The organism is Pseudomonas sp. Irchel s3f19 (genome assembly GCF_900187555.1).
In the GTDB taxonomy this organism is placed as follows: domain Bacteria; phylum Pseudomonadota; class Gammaproteobacteria; order Pseudomonadales; family Pseudomonadaceae; genus Aquipseudomonas; species Aquipseudomonas capeferrum.
Map to the genome: position 1 here is coordinate 298,599 of NZ_FYDW01000003.1, position 21,571 is coordinate 320,169.

At 62.6% G+C, this 21,571-nt stretch carries 18 protein-coding genes; 2 read left to right on the forward strand and 16 right to left on the reverse strand.

From position 1 onward, the window contains the following. Nucleotides 1-9: 9 nt before the first annotated feature. The 4 genes from CKW22_RS09280 to CKW22_RS09295 are packed head-to-tail and all read right to left on the reverse strand — an operon-like array spanning nucleotide 10 to nucleotide 3,452. Nucleotides 10-1,167, reverse strand: a complete 1,158-nt coding sequence (locus CKW22_RS09280) for a betaine/proline/choline family ABC transporter ATP-binding protein (protein WP_095064043.1) — start codon at nucleotides 1,165-1,167, stop codon at nucleotides 10-12. Further along, nucleotides 1,164-1,817 (reverse strand): ABC transporter permease, encoded by a 654-nt coding sequence (locus CKW22_RS09285; protein ID WP_008090677.1) that lies wholly within the window; start codon nucleotides 1,815-1,817, stop codon nucleotides 1,164-1,166. The genes CKW22_RS09280 and CKW22_RS09285 overlap by 4 nt, the downstream gene beginning before the upstream one ends. After that, entirely contained in the window at nucleotides 1,814-2,725 is a 912-nt protein-coding gene (locus tag CKW22_RS09290) for a glycine betaine ABC transporter substrate-binding protein (protein ID WP_095064044.1), read from the reverse strand. Before CKW22_RS09290 ends, CKW22_RS09285 begins: the two co-directional genes overlap by 4 nt. A 13-nt stretch (nucleotides 2,726-2,738) precedes the next feature. Continuing rightward, the gene (locus CKW22_RS09295) at nucleotides 2,739-3,452 is read right to left on the reverse strand and encodes an ABC transporter permease (protein WP_033701148.1); all 714 of its coding nucleotides are present in this window, start codon (nucleotides 3,450-3,452) and stop codon (nucleotides 2,739-2,741) included. 554 nt (nucleotides 3,453-4,006) lie between these two features. On the opposite strand from CKW22_RS09295, the gene CKW22_RS09300 reads away from it, so the two are divergent. Next, on the forward strand, nucleotides 4,007-5,590 hold the full coding sequence (locus CKW22_RS09300; RefSeq protein WP_033701146.1) for a peptide chain release factor 3: 1,584 nt from the start codon (nucleotides 4,007-4,009) through the stop codon (nucleotides 5,588-5,590). Between the two features lie 97 nt (nucleotides 5,591-5,687). Here the strand turns inward: CKW22_RS09300 and CKW22_RS09305 are convergent, their stop codons facing one another. The 4 genes from CKW22_RS09305 to CKW22_RS09320 form a co-directional block, all read right to left on the reverse strand. Then, complete coding sequence (locus CKW22_RS09305; RefSeq protein WP_033701145.1) at nucleotides 5,688-6,767, reverse strand: polyamine ABC transporter substrate-binding protein; 1,080 nt, start codon at nucleotides 6,765-6,767, stop codon at nucleotides 5,688-5,690. Nucleotides 6,768-6,819: 52 nt separating this feature from the next. Then, a complete protein-coding gene (locus CKW22_RS09310) occupies nucleotides 6,820-7,161 on the reverse strand; it encodes a cupin domain-containing protein (protein WP_095064045.1) in 342 nt (113 codons plus the stop codon). Nucleotides 7,162-7,193: 32 nt separating this feature from the next. Beyond that, the gene (locus CKW22_RS09315; protein WP_033701143.1) at nucleotides 7,194-8,600 is read right to left on the reverse strand and encodes an FAD-binding oxidoreductase; all 1,407 of its coding nucleotides are present in this window, start codon (nucleotides 8,598-8,600) and stop codon (nucleotides 7,194-7,196) included. 64 nt (nucleotides 8,601-8,664) lie between these two features. Continuing rightward, nucleotides 8,665-9,474: a nuclear transport factor 2 family protein gene (locus tag CKW22_RS09320; RefSeq protein WP_033701142.1), complete on the reverse strand. Its 810-nt coding sequence runs from the start codon at nucleotides 9,472-9,474 to the stop codon at nucleotides 8,665-8,667. A 200-nt stretch (nucleotides 9,475-9,674) separates the two neighbouring features. Here CKW22_RS09320 and CKW22_RS09325 point away from each other — a divergent pair, with 200 nt between their 5' ends. Then, nucleotides 9,675-10,562 carry a hypothetical protein gene (locus CKW22_RS09325; protein WP_033701140.1) on the forward strand — a complete coding sequence of 296 codons (888 nt, stop codon included), beginning with the start codon at nucleotides 9,675-9,677 and terminating at the stop codon, nucleotides 10,560-10,562. Between the two features lie 213 nt (nucleotides 10,563-10,775). Here the strand turns inward: CKW22_RS09325 and CKW22_RS09330 are convergent, their stop codons facing one another. The 8 genes from CKW22_RS09330 to CKW22_RS09365 all read right to left on the reverse strand — a co-directional run bounded on the left by CKW22_RS09330 (nucleotide 10,776) and on the right by CKW22_RS09365 (nucleotide 21,305). Continuing rightward, nucleotides 10,776-11,744, reverse strand: coding sequence for a peptide ABC transporter ATP-binding protein (locus CKW22_RS09330; protein ID WP_033701139.1), 969 nt, complete (start codon nucleotides 11,742-11,744; stop codon nucleotides 10,776-10,778). Beyond that, a complete protein-coding gene (locus CKW22_RS09335) occupies nucleotides 11,744-12,712 on the reverse strand; it encodes an ABC transporter ATP-binding protein (RefSeq protein ID WP_033701138.1) in 969 nt (322 codons plus the stop codon). The genes CKW22_RS09330 and CKW22_RS09335 overlap by 1 nt, the downstream gene beginning before the upstream one ends. Nucleotides 12,713-12,722: 10 nt before the next feature. Continuing rightward, on the reverse strand, nucleotides 12,723-13,649 hold the full coding sequence (locus tag CKW22_RS09340; RefSeq protein WP_033701137.1) for an ABC transporter permease subunit: 927 nt from the start codon (nucleotides 13,647-13,649) through the stop codon (nucleotides 12,723-12,725). Nucleotides 13,650-13,659: 10 nt separating this feature from the next. Continuing rightward, nucleotides 13,660-14,670: an ABC transporter permease subunit gene (locus tag CKW22_RS09345; protein ID WP_016485006.1), complete on the reverse strand. Its 1,011-nt coding sequence runs from the start codon at nucleotides 14,668-14,670 to the stop codon at nucleotides 13,660-13,662. Nucleotides 14,671-14,746: 76 nt separating this feature from the next. Further along, complete coding sequence (locus CKW22_RS09350; RefSeq protein WP_095064046.1) at nucleotides 14,747-16,342, reverse strand: ABC transporter substrate-binding protein; 1,596 nt, start codon at nucleotides 16,340-16,342, stop codon at nucleotides 14,747-14,749. 84 nt (nucleotides 16,343-16,426) lie between these two features. Then, a complete protein-coding gene (locus CKW22_RS09355) occupies nucleotides 16,427-17,806 on the reverse strand; it encodes an OprD family porin (RefSeq protein WP_033701134.1) in 1,380 nt (459 codons plus the stop codon). 131 nt (nucleotides 17,807-17,937) lie between these two features. Continuing rightward, nucleotides 17,938-19,530 (reverse strand): ABC transporter substrate-binding protein, encoded by a 1,593-nt coding sequence (locus tag CKW22_RS09360; protein ID WP_095064047.1) that lies wholly within the window; start codon nucleotides 19,528-19,530, stop codon nucleotides 17,938-17,940. A 149-nt stretch (nucleotides 19,531-19,679) separates the two neighbouring features. Continuing rightward, the gene (locus tag CKW22_RS09365) at nucleotides 19,680-21,305 is read right to left on the reverse strand and encodes an ABC transporter substrate-binding protein (protein ID WP_047581369.1); all 1,626 of its coding nucleotides are present in this window, start codon (nucleotides 21,303-21,305) and stop codon (nucleotides 19,680-19,682) included. Nucleotides 21,306-21,571: the final 266 nt, after the last annotated feature.

Here is a 21,571-nt window from a genome sequence, read left to right on the forward strand (position 1 = left end):
CCCAAAAAATCAGGAAACCACCGCCTCAGCCGGCGACACAATGCTGGTCTTCGCCCCACGCGATCGCCCCGAGCTCAAGTAAGCCGCAATCGACTCCTGCGTCACCTCGCCCAAGAACACCTGCTCGGCATCCAGCACCGGCAACCACGCCCGGTTGAACTCGTACATCCGCGACAGCAGGATGCGCAGGTTCTCATCGTGCGATGCGGTGGCATTGAACTGGCGCAGGAAGTCGCCGCAGGCCCCTTGCTGGCGGTGCATGTCGCGCCGGCGCACATAGCCCAGCGCCTTGTTCTGCGCATCGGTCACCACTACATAGCGGCGGTCGTGCTCGTCCAGCAGCTCCAGCGCATCGCTCACTGGCGTGTCCGGGCTGACTGACGGGGCGTTGTCCGCCGCATCTTCGGCACGCACCAGCAACAGGCGTTTCAAGGTGCTGTCCTGGCCGACGAAGTTGCTGACGAAGTCATCCACCGGGTGCGCCAGCAGGGTGTCCGGGTGGTCCAGCTGCAACAGCTTGCCGGCACGGAAGATGGCGATCTTGTCGCCCAGCTTTAGCGCTTCGTCGATGTCGTGGCTGACCATGATCACGGTCTTGTTCAACGCCCGCTGCATCTCGAAGAACTCGTTCTGAATCATCTCGCGGTTGATCGGGTCGACTGCGCCGAACGGCTCATCCATCAACAGCACCGGCGCGTCGGCAGCCAGCGCGCGGATCACGCCGATACGCTGCTGCTGGCCACCGGAAAGCTCACGGGGGTAGCGCTGCAGGTACTGCTTTGGCTCGAGCTTGATCATTTGCATCAGCTCGCGGGCGCGGTCGTGGCACTTCTGCTTGTCCCAGCCGAGCAGGCGCGGGACCACGGTGATGTTCTCCTCGATGGTCATGTTGGGGAACAGGCCGATCTGCTGGATCACGTAGCCAATGTGGCGGCGCAGGGTGACTTCGTCCAGCCCGCTGGTGTCTTCGCCATTGATGAACACCTGGCCGGAGGTGGGCGTGATCAGGCGGTTGATCATCTTCAGCGTGGTGCTCTTGCCGCAGCCCGAGGGGCCGAGGAATACGCAGATTTCGCCTTCGTTGACGGTCAGGCTGACCGCGTCGACGGCTTTGACATCCTTGCCGTTGACGTTGAAGGTTTTGCTGAGGTTCTTGAGTTCGATCATGAGCGCAGTCCTTCTGGAGTCAGGGCACGTTGCAGGGTTTGCAGGAGCAGGTCGGCGATGATCGCCAGCAGGCTGACCAGCACGGCGCCGACCAGCAACATCGACATGTCGCTGCGGCTGATGGAGGTCAGGATGAGCACGCCCAGGCCACCGGCACCGATGGTCGCGGCGATGGTCATCACGCCGATGTTCATTACCACGGCGGTGCGCACGCCGGCGAGGATCACCGGCACCGCAATCGGCAGTTCGACCATGCGCAGGCGTTGGCCGAAGGTCATGCCGATACCGCGCGCGGCTTCACGGATACCGGGCTCGACGTTGGTCAGGGCGAGGTAGGTGTTGCGCAGGATCGGCAGCAGTGAATAGAGGAATACCGCAGTGATCGCCGGCAGCGGGCCGAGGCCTTGGCCGAACTTGGAATAGAACGGCAGCAGCAGGCCGAACAGGGCGATCGAGGGAATGGTCAGCAGCACCGTGGCGCTGGCCTGCAGCGGGCCTGCGACGGCCGGGAAGCGGGTCATCAGGATGCCCAGTGGCACGCCGACGAGGATGGCCAGGCTGACGGCGATGCCAACCAGCATGATGTGTTGCCAGGTCAGTTGCAGGACCTGGGCCCAGTCAAGGTGGGCGAAGGTGTCGAGCAGGCTCATGGCTGTACCTCCTTCAAAGGATGCTCACGCAGGAAGGCTGCGGCCACGGCGGTGGGGTTCTGGTGTTCGACGTCGACCTGGGCGTTGAGCTGGCGCATGGTTTCGTCGTCGAGCTGCTCGGCCAGCGGCTTGAGCAGGGTGGCCAGGTTGGGGTTGGCGTCGAGCACGGCTTTGCGCACCACCGGGGCGGCGGTGTAGTCCGGGAAGTAGTGCTTGTCGTCGTCCAGCAGTTTGAGGTCGAAGGCGTTCAGGCGCCCGTCGGTGGTGTACACCAGGCCGGCGAACACCTGGTTGTTGCGCATCGCGGTGTACACCAGGCCGCCATCCATCTGGCGGATGTTGCGGCGGTCCAGCGGCAAGCCGTACAGCTCGCGCAGGCCTACCAGCCCATCAGGGCGGTTGGCGAACTCGGTGTCCAGGGCCACCAGGTGGGTGCGGTCGTGCTCATCACGCAGCACCTGGTTGAGGTCGCTGATCGAGTTCACCTGCGGGTAGGCTTCGGCCACTTGCTTGGGCAGGCCCAGGGCATAGGTGTTGCTGAAGTTCGAGGGGGTCAGCCAGATCAGGCCCTTTTTTGCGTCCAGTGCCTTGACCTTGGCGTAGGTGGCCTCGGCGTTGGGCATGCGTTCGTCGATGTGGTTGTACGACACCAGCGATACACCGGTGTATTCCCACATCAGGTCGAGCTGGCCGGTCTCTTGTGCCTGGCGGGCGATGTTGCTGCCAAGGCCGGTGGTCACGCGCACATCGAAACCGTTTGCGCGCAGGTATTGAGCGGTGATTTCGGCAAGCACGGTCTGTTCGGTGAACACCCGCGCACCGATACGGATCAGCGGTTTGTCCGCTGCCTGGGCAAAACCTGCGAACAGCAGGGCCGCGCCCAGCAGCAAGGCGATTCTCTTCTTCATACGTTCCCTCTTCTTATTGGGCCAGGCCACGTTCCAGCCAGCGCCTGCTGGAGAAGCTCACCAGGGCGTCGAGCAGCAATGCCAGCAGCGCCGTACAAGCGGCGCCCAGCAGCAGCTGCGGCTGGTTGTTCAGGGCGATGCCAGGGAAGATCAGGCTGCCCAGGCTGTTGGCGCCGATCAGGAACGCCAGGGGCGCGGTGCCCACGTTCAGGGCCAGGGCCACACGCACACCGCCGACGATGATCGGCACGGCATTGGGCAATTCCACCTGCCACAGTTGCTGGCGCGGGGTCATGCCGATGCCGGTGGCGGCTTCCTTGAGCGAGGCGGGGACGTTTTTCAGGCCCTCGTAGGTGTTGCGCACGATGGGCAGGAGGGAGGCGAGGAACAGCGCGAAGATCGCGGGCCCGGCGCCGATGCCCAGGATACTGAGCGCGATGGCCAGAACGGCCAGAGGGGGAATGGTGTTGCCAACGTTGAAGAACTGCATGAAGCGTTCGGCTTTGTCGACCCGGTGCGGTCGACTTAACGCAATGCCGGCGGGGATGCCCACGGCCAACGCCGCCGCCATCGAAGCCAGCACCAGTACCAGGTGCGCTTGCAGGTAGAACCCAAGATCGTCGCGGTAACGCGCGATCGTGTCGATGCCGATCCAGTGGATCAGCAGGGCCAGGATGACGAGCACGGTGGCGCATCCCAACAGCCCTTTTCCGTAGCGTGTAGCCACAGGCGGACTCCTTGTGTTGTCGGCGAGCACACTTCTTTTTTTGCCGGCCATCACTGGCGGCGGTGGGTGTGTTCGCGAGTAGCAGCGTGATGCGTGCGCAAGGCAGCGATCAGGCCATGAGCCGAACCCCGTCGGGCCCGAAAAAGCTGATGAAACCAGTCCCCAAGCGAAGCGGGTTGCAGGGGAGTGGACGTCTCCGAGGGCGTAAAGGTTCCCATCTGAGGCGGCATTTGGCCAGTGTTAATCACTGGGCATGTGCAAATTTTGCACGAGAAATAATCGTAAATTTTACTTCCGGGCACTGAATTGTCTGATATGGCGGGGTTTTTATTCAGGATCCAAATTGGTAGGGATTTTTCTCAAAGGAGGCAGGGTTGGTGGTAACAAAGTGGACGACGGTAGATTTTCATCGTTGTTGAAATCGAGCGCCGCCCGCGCGGCGCTCGATCTCACCGCCGACGAAAACTGCCGACATGCACGCCCAGATTTTGGTCCCCGGCCAAACTCAGGTATGATATTGCCCCTTTTCGAATCCCCCAGTCAGGCGATTTCCCATGACCAACCAGGCCGCCGAAGTCGCGAAGCGCCGCACTTTCGCAATTATTTCCCACCCCGACGCCGGTAAGACCACCATCACCGAGAAGCTCCTGCTGATGGGCAAGGCCATTGCCGTCGCCGGTACCGTGAAGTCGCGCAAGTCCGACCGCCACGCCACCTCCGACTGGATGGAAATGGAGAAGCAGCGCGGCATCTCCATCACCACCTCGGTGATGCAGTTCCCGTACCGCGAGCACATGATCAACCTGCTCGACACCCCCGGCCACGAAGACTTCTCGGAAGACACCTACCGCACCCTGACCGCGGTGGACTCGGCGCTGATGGTGCTCGACGGCGGTAAAGGTGTAGAGCCGCGGACCATCGCCCTGATGGACGTCTGCCGCCTGCGTGACACGCCCATCGTCAGCTTCATCAACAAACTCGACCGTGATATCCGCGACCCGATCGAACTGCTCGACGAAATCGAGGCGGTGCTGAAGATCAAGGCCGCACCAATCACCTGGCCGATCGGTTGCTACCGCGACTTCAAGGGCGTGTACCACCTGGCCGGCGACTACATCATCGTCTACACCCCGGGCCACGGCCATGAGCGTACCGAGGTAAAAATCATCGAGAAGCTTGATTCCGATGAGGCGCGTGCGCACCTGGGTGACGAATATGATCGCTTCCTCGAACAGCTTGAGCTGGTGCAGGGCGCCTGCCATGAATTCGATCAGGACGAGTTCATCAACGGCCAACTGACCCCAGTGTTCTTCGGTACCGCACTGGGCAACTTCGGTGTCGACCATGTGCTCGACGCCGTTGTCGACTGGGCGCCGCGCCCGCTGGCCCGTGTGGCGCACGAGCGTACCGTGGAGCCGGTAGAAGAGAAGTTCACAGGCTTCGTGTTCAAGATCCAGGCGAACATGGACCCGAAACACCGTGACCGTATCGCCTTCATGCGCATCTGCTCGGGCAAGTACGAGAAGGGCATGAAGATGCGCCACGTGCGTACCGGCAAGGACCTGCGCATCGGTGACGCACTGACCTTCTTCTCGTCCGAGCGCGAGCAGCTGGAAGAAGCCTTTGCCGGCGATATCATCGGCCTGCACAACCACGGCACCATCCAGATCGGCGACACTTTCACCGAAGGCGAAGCACTGGGCTTCACCGGTATCCCGCACTTTGCTCCGGAGCTGTTCCGCCGTGTGCGCCTGAAGGACCCGCTCAAGTCCAAGCAGCTGCGCCAGGGCCTGCAGCAGCTGGCCGAAGAGGGGGCGACCCAGGTGTTCTTCCCCGAGCGCAGCAACGACATCATCCTCGGTGCGGTCGGTGTGCTGCAGTTCGACGTAGTGGCCAGCCGCTTGAAGGAAGAGTACAAAGTCGAGTGCGCCTACGAGCCGATCACCGTGTGGTCGGCGCGCTGGATCAGCTGTGATGACAAGAAGAAGCTCGAGGAATTCCAGACCAAGGCCATGGAGAACCTGGCCATCGACGGTGGCGGCCACCTGACCTACCTGGCGCCGACCCGGGTCAACCTGGCGTTGATGGAAGAGCGCTGGCCGGATGTGAAATTCCGCGCTACTCGCGAGCACCACTAAAAGCAGCTTCGAGCCTCAAGCTGGAAGCTACAAGTGGAAGCGAGCCTGTATTGGCCCGCCTTTCTTGTAGCTTGCGGCTTGAAGCTTGAAGCTGTTGTCAGTTTCCGGCTTTGATACTGGTCCAGATCCGGGTGCGAATGCGGTCGATCTTCGCCGGCATCGCCTCCAGCGCATACAGCTTGCCCATCACTTCGTCACTGGGGTAGATCATCGTATTGCCCTTCATCGCCGGGTCCACCAGGCCGTCAGCCTTGAGGTTGCCGTTGGCGTACTGAACGTGGTTACTGATGTTGGCCATCACCTCCGGCTGCAGCAGGTAGTTCATGTAGGCATACCCCGCCTTCTCATCGGGGGCATCGGCCGGCATGGCAACCATGTCGAACCACATCGGCGCGCCTTCCTTGGGGATCGAATACCCCACCTTCACCCCATTCTTTGCTTCATCAGCGCGGTTTTTCGCCTGCAGCACGTCACCGGAGAAGCCCACCACCACGCAGATATCGCCATTGGCCAGGTCACCGGTGTACTTGGATGAATGGAAGTAGCTGATGTACGGCCGCACCTTCATCAGCAAGTCCTTGGCCTTCTCGTAGTCCTTCGGGTCCTGGCTGTGATGCGGTAAGCCCAGGTAATGCAGGGCAATCGGCAGCAGCTCGGGGCCGTTGTCCAGCACTGCGACGCCGCAGCTTTTCAGCTTGCTCATGTACTCGGGCTTGAAGATCAGGTCCCATGAGTCCAGCGGCGCGTTGTCGCCGAGGACTGCCTTGACCTTATCGATGTTGTAGCCAATGCCCGTGCTGCCCCAGAGGTACGGGAAGCCGTACTGGTTGCCCGGGTCGTTGACCTCAAGTGCCTTGAGCAGCACCGGGTTGAGATTTTGCCAGTTGGGCAACTGCGACTTGTCCAGCTTCTTCAGGGCCTTGCCCTGAATCTGCCGGGCCATGAAGTGGTTGGACGGAAACACCACGTCGTAGCCGGAATTGCCGGTCATCAGCTTGCCATCGAGGGTTTCGTTGCTGTCGTACACGTCGTAGGTGGGATTGATGCCCGTGGTTTGCTGAAAGTGCTTGAGGGTGTCCGGCGCGACGTAGCTGGACCAGTTGTAGATTTTCACCGTGTCGGCGGCGTTGGCCATGCTGGCGGCCAGCATCAGAGGTGCAAGAAGAAGGGTGCGCATGTCGGGTTTACCTTGCTTTGTCTGTTGTTATCGAAGGCAGGCGATCAGCGGATCAGAAAATAAGCACGTAAGTCTTGCGCACGGTCTCCAGGATGTCCCAGGTACCGGTGCTGTTGGCCGGTAGCGTCAGTGCGTCTCCGGCTTCTATGTAGAGGGGCTCGCCACCCTCGGGGGTGAAGGTGCAGCGACCCTTGATGATGTGGCAGAACTCTTGTTGCACGATCTGCCGTCGCCAGCGCCCGGGGCTGCACTCCCAGATGCCGGTTTCGACGCCATCGCTGCGTTCCACGCAGGTGACCGAGGTCACCGCCACGGGCTCGCCGAGCGGCACTGCGACCGGGTTGGTGCTGTCCAGGACGGCGCTTTCAGTGTGTTTGAAGTGAGTGATGTTCATGACCGGTGGATCCTGTGTAGGTGAACGGTAAGTCAGTGCATGAAGCCTTCCATGAAGTCTGCCAGTGAGCTGGCCAGGCGCCGCCGCCACGGTGCGCTGGCGCGATTGGCGAGGGTACGGTCCTCGTGGACGAAACTCTGGATGATCGCGTTGTAGCCCAACCAGCGGCAGGGCTCGGGTGGCCAGCTGGCCAGGCTCGACAATGGGCGGTTGTCGAGTACCCAGGGTTGCGCGGTCAGTGCGTTGTGCTGGTTGAGGATCAGTGCCGCCAACGTCCGCCCGCCGAGGTTGGTGGCGCCGACCCCCTCGCCGCCGTAGCCGCCGGCCAAGGCGATGCCGCGCTGGCGGTCGCACAGCATGTGCGGTCGGAAGCGTCGGGCCATGCCCAAGTTGCCGCCCCAGGAGTGGGTGATGCGCACATGCTTGAGCTGCGGGAACAGCTCGCTGAACAGGTAGCGGCGCAGTTCGACTTCGGCTTCGGTCAGGGTGAAGTCTTCGCGCAGGCGGCCACCGAAGCGATAGCCGCCACGGGCGCCGAACACCAGGCGGTTGTCGGCGGTGCGCTGGCCGTAGGTAACCTGACGGCTGCTTTCGCTGAAGGCTTGGCCCTCGGCCAGGCCGATCTGCTCCCAAGTCGAATCGGGCAGTGGCTCGGTCGCCACCAGCAAGCTCTGCACCGGTAGCTGATGCTTGCCCAGCGGTGGCAGGCTGGCGGCGTAACCTTCCACGGCGGGCACCGTCCACTGGCAGCGGATGCGCGCCAAGGGGGTGCGAACTTCACCGGGCTGCCAGTCGATGGCAGGGGTGTTCTCGTAGATCGGCACGCCCAGCGCCTCTACCGCTCGGGCCAGGCCGCGGGCCAGCTTGGCGGGCTGGATGGTCGCGGTGTGCGGGCTGTAGATCGCGCCGTAGGCGTTGCTCACCCGCAGTTGTGCGTCCAGTTGCTCGGGCCGCAGCCAGCGGTAGTCATCCTCGGTCATGCCCTGGCGGTACAGGTCATCGAGGTAGGCACGCAGGCTGCGTTCCTGTTCCGGGTAGCGGGCGGCGCAGTACAGCACGCCACCTTTGCGGTAGTCGCAGTCGATGGCTTCGCGTTGCAGCACGGCGTGGACTTCATCGGGGATGCCATGCAGCAGGTCGATGCTGGCGCGGCGTTGTTGCGGCGACAGAGCGGCAAGCAGGCGGTCTTCGCCGAGCAGGTTGCCCATCAGCCAGCCGCCATTGCGCCCAGAGGCGCCGAAGCCGGCGATGTTGGCTTCGATCACGGCAATGTTCAGCTGGGGCGCCTGGCGCTTTAGGTAGTACGCGGTCCACAGGCCGGTGTAGCCGGCGCCGATGATGCACACGTCAACGTCAAGGTCGTTTCGCAGTGCCGGGCGCGCGCACAGCGGCTCGTCGAGCTGGTCCATCCACAGGCTGAGCGTGCGCAGGGGTTGCATCAGTTTCGGCTCCACATCCGTCAAGGTCTGTGGGCGATCCTAGTGGCGTTGGGGGAGGGCTGTCTTACGTGCGTGCACGCAGGGAAATTTGCTTGAGGTAGGCCTTGGGTGTGAGCCCGGTCTGTTCACGGAAGCACTTGTAGAACGCCGACAGCGAATTGAAGCCCGCGCTGAACGCCAGCTCATCGATCGTTGCCTCGACGCTGTCGTCGTTCAGGCTGGCCATCAGGTGCTGTAGCCGCGCCTGGTTCACGTAGCGGTAGAAGCTTTGGCCAAGCACCTGGTTGAGCAGGTAGGAGATCTGGTTGCGGCTGTAGCCGCTGGCATCGGCGACCTGCTGCAAGTCAAGTTCAGGGTCGAGGTAGGGGCGTTGACGCTGGAAGTAGCACTCCAGGTCCTGGGCCATGGTTGACAGCTGGCGCGGTGAAAGGCCCAGGCGGCTGGTGGCCGGGCGCGGGCCGCTGCCAGCTTGCCCTCGGTTGTTCTGCCGGACCAGCGTGGCGTATTCGTTGACGCGCCAGATCAGCCCGTCCTTGACGGTGATGGCCTCGCTGGACTGGAACGCCACCAGGCCTTCACCGCCCTGCACCGTGACCTGGTACTGGATGAACGCAGTGCAGCCATCGACGCGGATTCGGTCGCTGTGGACGATGTCCTCGCCGGCTTCATGGGGCAGGCAGGCGCGCACGTAGTCGCGCAGCGCGTCGAAGCCGAGCACGCGGTTCTGGAAGAAGTCGTGGTACTGGACGTCGGGGTGGTAGAGCGCGATCACGCCGTCGAGGTCGCGGTGCTTCCAGCACAAGTGGTAGCGCATCACAGTTTCGGCGGTGATGGGCGTCTGTTGCGGGCCGTCGGCTGGGTACTGGGAGGTCATGGGCAGATAGTGCCAGATCAACCGGCATTGCAGAACACGGCGTTGGCGTGTGGTGAATCCGGCATTTTGCACGGTCCTTGGTTGGCCCAGTGATTTAAGTCATTGATTCAGTTGGGTGTCATTTTTTGACACAACTGGCACATCCCCTGCACCGGCTCTAGGGCGAACGGACTTGTTGATCACTACAAAGGCGAAAAACCATGATCCCCTCTGCCGATTACCCGTATGTCGATTCACAGCATCGCTCTGGCGTGTCCTGGGCGGCCATTTTCGCGGGGGCCGCAGCGGCTGCCGCGTTGTCATTGATCCTTGTGGTGCTGGGTGCGGGGCTAGGCTTCGCGGCTACCTCGCCCTGGGCTGATGAAGGTGCCAGCGCCCAGACCCTGGGTGTTTCGGCGATCATCTGGCTGCTACTGACACAGATCTTCGCCTCAGGCTTGGGCGGCTATATAGCCGGTCGGCTGCGGGTGAAGTGGGCCAATCTGCAGGGTGATGAAGTGTATTTTCGTGATACGGCCCATGGCTTCCTTGCCTGGGCAGTGGCCACGCTGGTGGCGGCCATGTTGATACTGAGCACCGCCGGTGGCCTTGCTACTGCCGGTGCGCAGGCCGGGGCAAGCGCGGTAGGGGCTGCCGCCAGCATGGCGCCAAAGCCTGATCCCAATGCCTATTTCGTTGACAGCCTGTTCCGCAATGACGGCCCGGCACCTGTCAGTGATGACGCCGCCAATGGTATTGCGGCGCGCATTATTGCCAAGTCCATCGCGCAAGGGACGCTGGCCGAAGGTGACCGCGCTTACCTGGCGCAACTGGTGGCCCAGCGTACCCGCCTGAGCCAGGCCGAGGCCGAGGCACGGGTCGATCAAGTGTTCGCTCAGGTTCAACAGGCCAAGGTAGAGGTGCAGCAGGCCGCTGATACGGCAGCCAAAGTGGCGGCCTGGACGGCCCTGTGGACCTTCGTTGCACTGTTGTGTGGGGCATTCTTCGCCAGCCTTGCCGCGCTGCTCGGTGGCCGTCAGCGTGATCGTGTCGTATGGCTGGAAGCGGAAGGGGTGGACTACACCGCGCGTCGTACCATTCAACGTTAAGTAAGGAGAAACATCATGCGCTCATTACTGCTGTGGATGATTGGGGTGCCGATTCCGGTGATTATCCTGATTGCGATATTCATGCATTGAGATTCTTGGGGGCGCTTTGCGCCCCTTCGCGGGGCAAGCCCGCTCCCACAGGTACCTCGCATGTCCCAACCAGGCGAGGTACAGGGGGGAGCGGGCTTGCCCCGCGAAAAAACTCACACCGATCTAGAGAAACTGCTCCGCATAGTGGCACGCCACCTGTCGCGTCCCCACCTGCCGAAACGCTGGCACCTCCTTCCCACACCGTTCCGTCGCATACGGGCAGCGCTTGTGAAAGGCACACCCATCCGGCGGGTTCAATGGGTTGGGCAGCTCACCGACAATCCTGATCTTCGGTTTCAACGGGTCGGGGTGAATCGCCGGCGTTGCCGACAGCAATGCCTGTGTATAAGGATGCAGCGGCTTCTCGTAGATGTCCGCCTTAGGCCCCATCTCCGCCGGCCGCCCCAGGTACATCACCAACACGTGGTCCGCCACATGCCGCACCACGGCGAGGTTGTGCGAGATGAATACATAGGCTGTATTGAATTCCTTCTGCAGGTCCATGAACAGGTTCAGCACCTGTGCCTGGATCGACACGTCCAGCGCCGAGGTCGGCTCGTCTGCCACCAGCACCTTGGGCTGTAGCATCATCGCCCGGGCCAGGGCGATACGCTGGCGCTGGCCGCCCGAGAACATGTGCGGGTAACGCTGGTAATGCTCGGGCCGCAGGCCGACCTGCTCCATCATCTTCTGCACTTTCTCGCGCCGCTCGGCCTTGCTCAACGAGGTGTTGATCAACAGCGGCTCGGCCAACTGGTCGCCGATCTTCTGCCGCGGGTTCAGCGAGGCATAAGGGCTCTGGAAGACCATCTGCACGTCACGGCGAAGTTGCTTGCGTTCGGCCTTGCTGGCGCCCTTGACCTCGGTGCCGGCGATCTGCAGCGAGCCGGACGAGGGCTCTTCGATCAAGGTCAGCGCGCGGGCCAGGGTCGACTTGCCGCAGCCGGACTCGCCGACCACGGCCAGGGTCTTGCCGGCCTCCAGTTCGAACGACACGCCATTGAGCGCGCGCACCAGGGCGTGGCCCTTGAACAGGCCACGGGACACTTCGTAATGGCGAGTCAGCTCGCGGGCAGTGAGTACGACGGCCATCACGCCACCTCCTGGTTCAGCGGGTAGAAACAACGCACCAGGCTATGCGCCTGGGGGGCGAGGGGGGGGCGCTGTTGCCGGCAGTTGTCCTGCACGTAGGGGCAGCGCGGCGACAGCAGGCAGCCTTGCGGCCGGTCATAGCGACCGGGGACGATGCCGGGCAGGGTCGCCAGGCGCTCGGCACCCAGGCTGTGCTCGGGGATCGCCGCCAGCAGCGCTTCGCTGTAGGGGTGCGCTGGCACGTCGAACAGCTCGGGCACCTGGCCCACTTCCACGGCCTGGCCTGCGTACATCACACAGACACGTCGCGCGGTTTCGGCCACCACGGCCAGGTCATGGGTGATCAGGATGAGCGCCATGTTGCGCTCCTTCTGCAGGTTCACCAACAGCTCCATGATCTGCGCCTGGATGGTGACATCCAGGGCCGTGGTCGGCTCATCGGCGATCAGCAGCTTGGGTTCCCCGGCAATCGCCATGGCAATCGCCACGCGCTGGCTCATACCGCCGGACAATTGGTGCGGGTAAGCGTCCAGGCGGCTTTCTGCGGCCGGGATCTCGACTTTTTTCAGCAGCTCCAGGGCACGCTGGCGCGCCGCCTTGCCCTTCAGGCCCAGATGCTGGCGCAGTACTTCCTCGATCTGAAAACCTACGGTGTAGCTTGGGTTGAGCGCGGTCATCGGGTCCTGGAAGACCATGGCGATGTCCTTGCCCACCACCTTGCGCCGCTGCCGGCCGCTGAGCTTGAGCATGTTGGTGCCGTTGAACGTCAGGGTGTCGGCGGTGATGCGCCCGGGGGCGTCGATCAGCCCCATCAAGGCCATCATGGTGACCGATTTGCCCGAGCCGGATTCGCCGACGATGGCCAGGATCTCGCCGGCATCCACTGCCAGGTCCAGGCCGTCGACCACGGGTACCGCGTTGGCGTCGCCGAAGCGCACGTTGAGGTTGTTGATCTGCAGCAGTGACATGGCGTTCTCCTCAGGCGGCGTTCTTGAGTTTCGGGTCCAGCGCATCACGCAGTCCGTCGCCCATCAGGTTGATTGCCAGCACGCTGAGCAGAATGGTCACCCCAGGCAGGCTGACCACCCACCAGGCGCGTTCGATGTAGTCGCGGGCCGAGGCCAGCATGGTGCCCCACTCGGGCGTTGGCGGTTGCACGCCCAGGCCCAGGAAACCCAGGGCCGCGGCGTCGAGGATCGCCGAAGAGAAACTCAAGGTGGCCTGCACGATCAACGGCGCCATGCAGTTGGGCAGCACGGTGACGAACATCAGGCGCGGCAGGCTGGCACCGGCCAGGCGGGCGGCGGTGACGTAGTCGCGGTTCAGTTCACCCATCACTGCGGCGCGGGTCAGGCGCACATAGGCGGGCAGCGAGACGATGGCGATGGCGATCACCGTGTTGAGCAGGCCGGGGCCGAGGATGGCGACGATGGCCACCGCCAGCAACAGCGACGGCAGGGCCAGCATCACGTCCATCAGGCGCATGATCGAGGGGCCGAGCAAGTGCGGGAAGAAGCCGGCCAGCAGGCCCAGCAGAATCCCCGGGATCAGCGAAATCACCACCGACGACAAGCCGATCAGCAATGACAGCCGGGCACCCTGGATCAACCGCGACAGCAGGTCGCGACCCAGCTCGTCGGTACCGAGGATGAATTGCCAGGTACCCCCTTCGAGCCACACCGGTGGGGTCAGCAGGAAGTCGCGGTACTGCTCGCTCGGGTCATGCGGGGCGACCCAGGGGGCGAACAGGGCGCAGAACACCACCAGGCACATGAAGGCCAGGCCCATCACCGCGCCCTTGTTGCGCGAGAAGGCGTGCCAGAATTCCTTGTACGGCGAGGGGTAGAGCAGGCTTTGGTCCACCGGGCTGGCCGGTGTGACGGGTTTTGCAAGTGGACTGGTCATGGCGGGGGCCTCAGCGCTGATGACGGATGCGTGGGTTGGCCAGGCCGTAGAGGATGTCCACGACGAAGTTGACCAGAATCACCAGGCAGGCGATCAACAGGATGCCGTTCTGGACCACGGGGTAGTCACGGGCACCGATGGCTTCGATCAGCCACTTGCCGATGCCCGGCCAGGAAAAGATGGTTTCGGTAAGCACCGCACCGGCCAGCAACGTGCCGACCTGCAGGCCGAATACAGTGAGCACCGGGATCAGCGCATTGCGCAGGCCGTGCACGAACACCACGCGGGCCGGCGACAGGCCCTTGGCGCGGGCGGTGCGGATGTAGTCTTCGCGCAGCACTTCGAGCATCGACGAGCGGGTCATGCGGGCGATCACCGCCAGCGGAATGGTGCCCAGCACGATGGCCGGCAGGATCAGGTGCATCACGGCGTCCTTGAACGCGCCCTCTTCGTCGCTGAGCAGGGTATCGATCAACATGAAACCGGTTTTCGGCTCGATGTCATAGAGCAGGTCGATGCGCCCGGACACTGGCGTCCAGCCCAGGCTGACCGAGAAGAACATGATCAGGATCAGCCCCCACCAGAAGATCGGCATGGAGTACCCGGCGAGCGAAATGCCCATGACCCCGTGATCGAACAGCGAGCCGCGCTTGAGCGCGGCGATCACCCCGGCCAGCAACCCGACGATGCCGGCGAACAGCAGCGCGGCAAAGGCTAGCTCCAGGGTGGCGGGGAACAGGGTGAGGAATTCGGTCCACACGCTTTCGCGGGTGCGCAGCGATTCACCCAGGTCACCCTGGGCGAGCTTGCCCACATAGTCCAGGTACTGGACCGGCAGCGGCTTGTTCAGGCCCAGGCGCTCCATGGCCTGGGCGTGCATTTCGGGGTCGACCCTGCGCTCGCCCATCATCACTTCCACCGGGTCGCCGGGGATCAGGCGTATGAGCGCGAAGGTCAGCAAGGTGATACCGAAAAAGGTCGGGATCAGCAGGCCCAGGCGCCGGGCAATAAAACTCAACATTGTCGGGGTTACCTCATCAGCCGTTGTACGGCAGTGCCGCTGGTCCCCGTGTGGGCTGCCAGCGGTCGTTGTTTTTCTACTTCACCTTGGTGGTGGCGAAGTTGTTGTTGGTCAGAGGGTTGATCACGTAACCCTCCACGTTCTCACGCATGGCGGTAAATATCTTGGGGTGGGCCATGCTGATCCAGGGCTGGTCGTCATCGTACACCTTCAATGCCTCGCTATAGAGCCTTGCCCGCTCGCCGTTGTCGGTCACCTGACGGGCCTGGTTGATCAGCGCCTGGAATTTCGAGTTGCACCAGCGTGCGTAGTTCTCGCCATTTTTCGCCGCCTCGCAACTGAGCAGCGGGGTGAGGAAATTGTCCGGGTCGCCGTTGTCGCTTGCCCAGCCTGTGGAAACCAGGTCGGCCTCGCCTTTTTTGGCCCGGCGTAGCATCTCTGCCCACTCCATGACGCGAATGTCGAGCTTGATGCCGACCTTGGCCAGGTCGGCCTGGAGCATTTCCGCCGACAGCCGTGGGTTGGGGTTGGTCGGGCCACCGCCGCTGCGGGTGAACAGGGTGATGACCGTACCGTCTGGCACACCGGCCTGTTTGAGCAGCGCACGTGCCTGGTCGAGGTCGCGCGGTGGGTTTTGGTTGTCGCGGTTGAAGCCGATCATGCTCGGCGGATAGGGGTTGATGCCGACCACGGCATTGCCTTTGCCGAACAGCTGGTCGACGTGGGCCCGGCGGTCGAAGGCCATGTTGATGGCTTTGCGCACACGCACATCGCTGAGGTATTTGTGTTCGGTGTTCATGGCGATGTAGCCGGTGACCAGTGCTTCGGTATTGGCCACCTTGAGCTTGGGGTCGGCCTTGATCGACGGCACGTCCTCAGGCTTGGGGTACAGCGCCACCTGGCATTCGTTGGCGCGCAGCTTTTGCAGGCGTACGTTGCTGTCGTTGGCGATGGCGAAAATCAGGGCATCGGCCGGTGGCTTGCCACGGAAATAGTCCGGGTTGGGCTTGTAGCGTACCTGGGCGTCCTTGTTGTAGCGCTGGAAGATGAACGGGCCGGTGCCGATCGGCTTGCTGTTGAGGTCGCCGGTCTTGCCAGCCTTGAGCAACTGGTCGCCGTACTCGGCGGAGTAGATCGAGGTGAAGCCCATGGCCATGTCGCGCAGAAACGGTGCTTCAGGGCGGGTCAGGGTGATGACCACGGTGCGATCGTCGGTCTTGTCCACCGACTTGAGTAATTTGCCAAAGGCCATGCTTTCGAAATATGGATAGCCGACGCTGGTCTTGTCGTGCCAGGGGTGTTGCGGGTCGAGTTGGCGGCGCAGGCTCCACAGCACGTCATCGGCATTGAAGTCGCGGGTAGGGGTGAAGTAGTCGGTGGTGTGGAACTTCACCCCCTGGCGTAGGTGGAAGGTGTAGGTCAGGCCATCGGCTGAGATGTCCCAGCGCTCGGCCAGGGCTGGCTGGATGTCGGTAGTCCCAGGTGTGAAATCGACCAGGCGATTGAACAGCGTTTCGGACGAGGCATCGAACGTCACGGCGGTGGTGTACTGGACGACGTCGAAACCTTCGGGGCTGGCTTCGGTACACACCACCAGCGGCTTGGCCGCAAGCGGCGCGGCGCTGCCCAGGATGAGCGCTGCCAAGGCAGCGTGGAGCGGTAGCGATTTCATGAGTACTCCCTGCAAGCATTGATTCCAGCGTAGCCGCCACGGCCTGTTTTTTTCAGTGGGTGAGGCAGGCCGTGGCGTCATCGGTCAGAGGATGTTGAACGGAATGGTGGTCACCAGGCGGAACTCGTCCAGGCTGCCATCGGCCTGCGCCTTGCTGGCGCGGTGCGCGGTGTAGGTGGCGCGGATACTGGTGTCCTTCAGCGGGCCGCTCTGCACGGCGTAGCTGGTGCCGATGCCCCACTCGTAGTGGGTCTCGCCGTCCATGCCGTTGACGTCATAGGCAGTGCCCCGGTAATGGGTGCCATCGATGCCCCAGCCGCGTGCGTTGTACAGGTTGAACTTGAGGCCCGGCACGCCATACGGCGCCATGTTCAGCACATAGGAAAGCTGCAGCGATTTCTCGTTCGGGCCGTTGAAGTCCGAGAGCAGCGAGTTGGCCAGGTAGATGCCGTTGGTTTCGTGCAGGTAGTCGAAGTACTCGTTGCCGTTGACCTGTTGCCATGACGCGCTGAGGGTGTGGGCCTGGTGGGTGAGGGCGAGCGACAGGCTGTAAGTGTCGTTGTCGATCTCGCCCATCTTCTTGCTGCCTGCATCCACGGTCTTGTAGTAGTTCAGGCCGGTGCTCAGGCTGAGCACGGCGCTGTCGCCCAGCACGTGGTTGGCGCCGAAGTAGTACTGGTTCCAGAAGTCGTCGACCTTGGTGGCGTACAGGCTGGTGCTCAGGCTTTTGAACGGCTGGTAGTTGACCCCGGCAGTGCTGGCGCGGTCGGTCTCGACGCCGGCGGCGCCGTACTCGGAGCGGAACTTGCTGAGGCTTTGTTCGGTTCGGGGCGAGACGCGGTCGAAGGTGCCCAGGTCGAACGACAGGTTGTCGAATTCGGCGCTGTGCAGGAAGGCGCCCTGGAAGCTCGATGGCAGGGCGCGGTTGCCAATGTAGGCGATCATCGGCGTGTCCACCGACTGGCGGCCGAGAGTGAGCGTGGTGTTGGACACGCGGGCCTTGATGTTGCCCAGGCCCAGCTTGCTCCACTGGCCCACGGGGTCGCCGTCGCTGTGGGTCAGCGTGCGGTTGTTGGGCCCGGCGATTGCCTCGCGGCTCTGTTGCAGGGCAATGGCATTATAGCCGGCGGCTTCGACGGCAATACCGACGGTGCCTTGGGTAAAGCCCGAGCTGTAGTTGAGGATGGTGCCCTGCAGCCAGTTCTCGCGGCTGTGGGTGTCGTGGCGAGTACCGTCGCGCTTGTAGTACTTCCAGAGCGGGGCGCGGGTGGCGCGCTCGCGGGCATACCAGTTACGAGTGCTGCCAGAGACGCTTTGGCCGTCGATGAAGCCGGTCGCCTGGTCTTGTTCACTGCTGGTCTTGAGGCTGAGTGGGACGTAGGCCTGGCTTTGGGGTTCGGCTTCGGCCACGGAGCAGACGCTACCGAGGGTCAATGCCAGTGCGGTTGAGGTGAATAGTCTCAAGGTGAAAACTCCCTTTCTTTTTTCTAGTTATTACCGGCCTTGTGAGCCGGGCGTGTTGCTGCGGTGTTGCCAGAGTTGCCCGGGGTTGCCGGGCTAATCAGGGGAGGGGTGTTGTTTGTAGCGTCTAGTGCCTAATCAACACTCACACCGGAAAAATTGTTGCGGCCAAAGGGGCTGACCTTGAAATCGGCAACCTTGATGCTGATCGGCTGGTTCACCGTGGAGTGCGCCACCGGGGTGATTGGCACCTGTTGCTTGAGCCGCTGCTGGGCCTGCCGGTAGAGGGCGGTGCGTTGTTCGCGGTCGGTCACCTGCTTGGCTTGCTTGACCAGGCTGTCGTACTGCGGGTCGCACCACCGGGAGTAGTTGTTGCTGCCGATGGCGTCGCAGTTGTAGAGGGTGCCGAGCCAGTTGTCGGGGTCGCCGTTGTCACCGGTCCAGCCGATCAGGGCAATGTCGTGCTCGCCGCTTTTCATGCGCTTGAGGTATTCACCCCACTCGTAGCTGACGATACGTACCTTGAAGCCAAGCTTGCTCCAGTCGGCCTGGAGCATCTCGGCCATGAGCTTGGCATTTGGGTTGTAGGGGCGCTGCACGGGCATGGCCCACAGGGTGACTTCGGTGCCTTCCTTGACCCCGGCCTGCCTGAGCAGTTGCTTGGCTTTTTGCGGGTCGAAGGGCGCGTCCTCAAGGCTGTCGTCATAGGACCACTGGGTCGGTGGCATGGCGTTGACTGCGCGCTGCCCGGAGTCCTGATACACCGCCTGAAGGATCGCCTGCTTGTTCACCGCCATGTCCATGGCCTGGCGCACTTGCAGGCGGTCGAACGGCGGGTGCTGGGTGTTGTAGGCGATGTAGCCGAGGTTGAAGCCAGGTTGCTGCAGCACTTCGAGTTTGTTATCGGCCTTGAGCGCCGGCAGGTCGGCGGGGCGCGGGTGCAGGGTGACCTGGCATTCGTTGCGCCGCAGCTTCTGGATACGTACCGAGGGGTCGATGTTGATCGAAAACACCAGGTTGTCGATTTTCACCTGGCCCGGCGCCCAGTACGCCTTGTTGCCCTTGAAGCGGATCTGCGAATCCTTCTGGTAGCGCTGGAACACGAACGGTCCGGTGCCGATGGGCTGCTGGTTGATGTCGCTGGGGCGTCCGTTGGCCATCAAGTGCTCGGCGTACTCGGCGGACAGCACCGAGGCGAAGCTCATGGCCAGGTTCTGCACGAAGGCGGCGTCGACCTTGTTCAGGGTGAACATCACGGTCAGCGGCCCGGTCTTTTCGAGGCGGGCGATGTTCTTGTCCAGGCCCATGCTGACGAAGTAGGGGAATTCGGTGGGGTAGGCCTGACGGAACGGGTGGCCCTTGTCGAGCATGCGGTTGAAGGTGAACAGCACGTCGTCGGCATTGAAGTCGCGGCTGGGGCTGAACGCCTTGTTGGCGTGGAACTTCACCCCCTCACGCAGGTGGAAGGTGTAGCGCAGCCCATCGTCAGACACGTCCCATTGGGTGGCCAGGGCCGGCTGCACCGCCGTGCCACCGCGCTCGAACTCGACCAGGCGGTTGTACAGCGGTTCGGCGGCGTCGTTGTCGGTGGCGCTGGTGTACTGTGCCGTGTCGAAGCCGGCCGGGCTGCCTTCGGAGCAGAACACCAGGTTTTTTGCGAGCAGGGCCGGGGAGAGGCTTATCAGGCCCAGCGCGAGCAGGGTCGAAAGGGTGGTGGCAGGGCGCATGGCAAGTCCTTGTTGGTCTGTTTCGCCGGCTCGGGGTACGAATGGCGGCAACAGTTCGCCGATCCCGCTGCGGATGGCGGCGGGGCGGTATGCTGTGATCGGATCTGGTGGGGCTGGCACCCGCCGCCTGGCGGGTGCCGGGATCTACCCTATTTGTCCACGCTGACGCCGTAGAAGGCGTTCAACGCGAACGGGCTGATCTTGAAGTCCTTCACCTTGGCGCTCATGGGCTGGTACACGGTGGAGTGGGCGATCGGGGTGATCGGCACCTGCTCCTTGAGGATGTGCTGCGCCTGCTGGTACAGCTCGGTGCGCTTGGCCTGGTCCGAGGTGGCCTTGGCCTGCTTGATCAGGTCGTCGTAAGGCTTGTAGCACCACTTGGAGAAGTTGTTGCCGTCGACGGCATCGCAGCCGTACAGGGTGCCCAGCCAGTTGTCCGGGTCACCGTTGTCGCCGCTCCAGCCAATCAGCATGGCGCCTTGTTCGCCGCCTTTTGAGCGCTTGATGTACTCGCCCCATTCATAGCTGACGATTTTTGCCTTGATGCCGATCTTTGCCCAGTCGGCTTGCAGCATTTCAGCCATCAGCTTGGCATTTGGGTTGTACGGGCGTTGCACCGGCATGGCCCACAGGGTGATCTCGGTGCCTTCCTTGATGCCGGCTTGCTTGAGCAGCTGTTTGGCCTTTTCCGGGTCGTAGGTGGCGTCCTTGATACTGTCGTCATAGGACCACTGGGTGGGCGGCATGCCGTTTACCGCCAACTGACCGGCACCCTGGTAAACCGATTCGATGATCTTCTTCTTGTCCACCGCCATGTCCAGTGCCTGGCGCACTTCGAGCTTGGCCATGGGGTTGGGTGCGTCGCTGCCCTTGATCTTGTCCATCACGTTGTAGGCGATGTAACCGAGGTTGAAGCCGGCCTGATGCGGCATCTGCAGGTTCTTGTCGGCCTTGAGCGGCTCGATGTCCGCCGGCCGCGGAAACAAGGTGACCTGGCACTCGCCCTTTTTCAGCTTCTGCATGCGCACCGAGGCATCGGTGGTGATGGCGAAGATCAGGTTGTCGATCTTCACGTCCTCGGGTTTCCAGTAGTCCTTGTTGCCCTTGAAACGGATCTGCGCGTCTTTCTGGTACTTGCTGAACACGAACGGGCCGGTGCCGATCGGCTTCTGGTTGAGGTCGGCGGCCTTGCCCCCCTTGAGCAATTGGTCGGCGTACTCGGCCGACTGAATGGAGGCGAAACTCATCGCCAGGTTCTGGATGAACGCGGCGTCGACGTCGTTGAGGGTGAACTTGACCGTGTGTTCGTCGACTTTCTCCAGCTTGGCAATGTTCTTGTCCATGCCCATGTCGGTGAAGTAGGGGAACTCGGTGGGGTAGGCCTTACGGAACGGGTGGTCCTTGTCGAGCATGCGGTTGAAGGTGAACAGCACGTCGTCGGCATCGAACGGGCGGCTTGGCTTGAAGTAGTCAGTGGTGTGGAACTTGACCCCTTCGCGCAGGTGGAAAATGTAGGCCTTGCCGTCGTCGGACACTTCCCATTTTGTCGCCAGGCCCGGAATCACGGCGGTACCGCCACGTTCGAACTGGGTCAGGCGGTTGAACACGGTCTCGGCCGAGGCGTCGAAGTCGGTTCCCGTTGTGTACTGCCCTGGGTCGAAGCCGGCGGGGCTGCCTTCGGAGCAGAACACCAGGTTGGACGCCGCGTGGGCGTGGGGGGCGCCAGCGAGCAAACCTGCGCCAAGCAGGAACGGAATGACTGCGTGTTTGAGCATGGTGGCCTCATTGTTGTCATTTTTGATTGAGGTGGCCTCGTGAGCCGACCTGAGGATACTTATGCAGGGGCTATTCCCAATGCAACACTCGGAAGGATAGTTGGCGCCAGAAATGTGGAACGACCGTACATGGATGTCGCATCAGTATAACTTTTGGCGAAGTTAAACGTTTGCGAGGGCAAAATGATGGCTTTTTGCTGAATGTTACGAGGGGGAGGAATTGTAGGCATGCACCGTCAGGGTGCGTAGGAGATGTCTGAAAACGC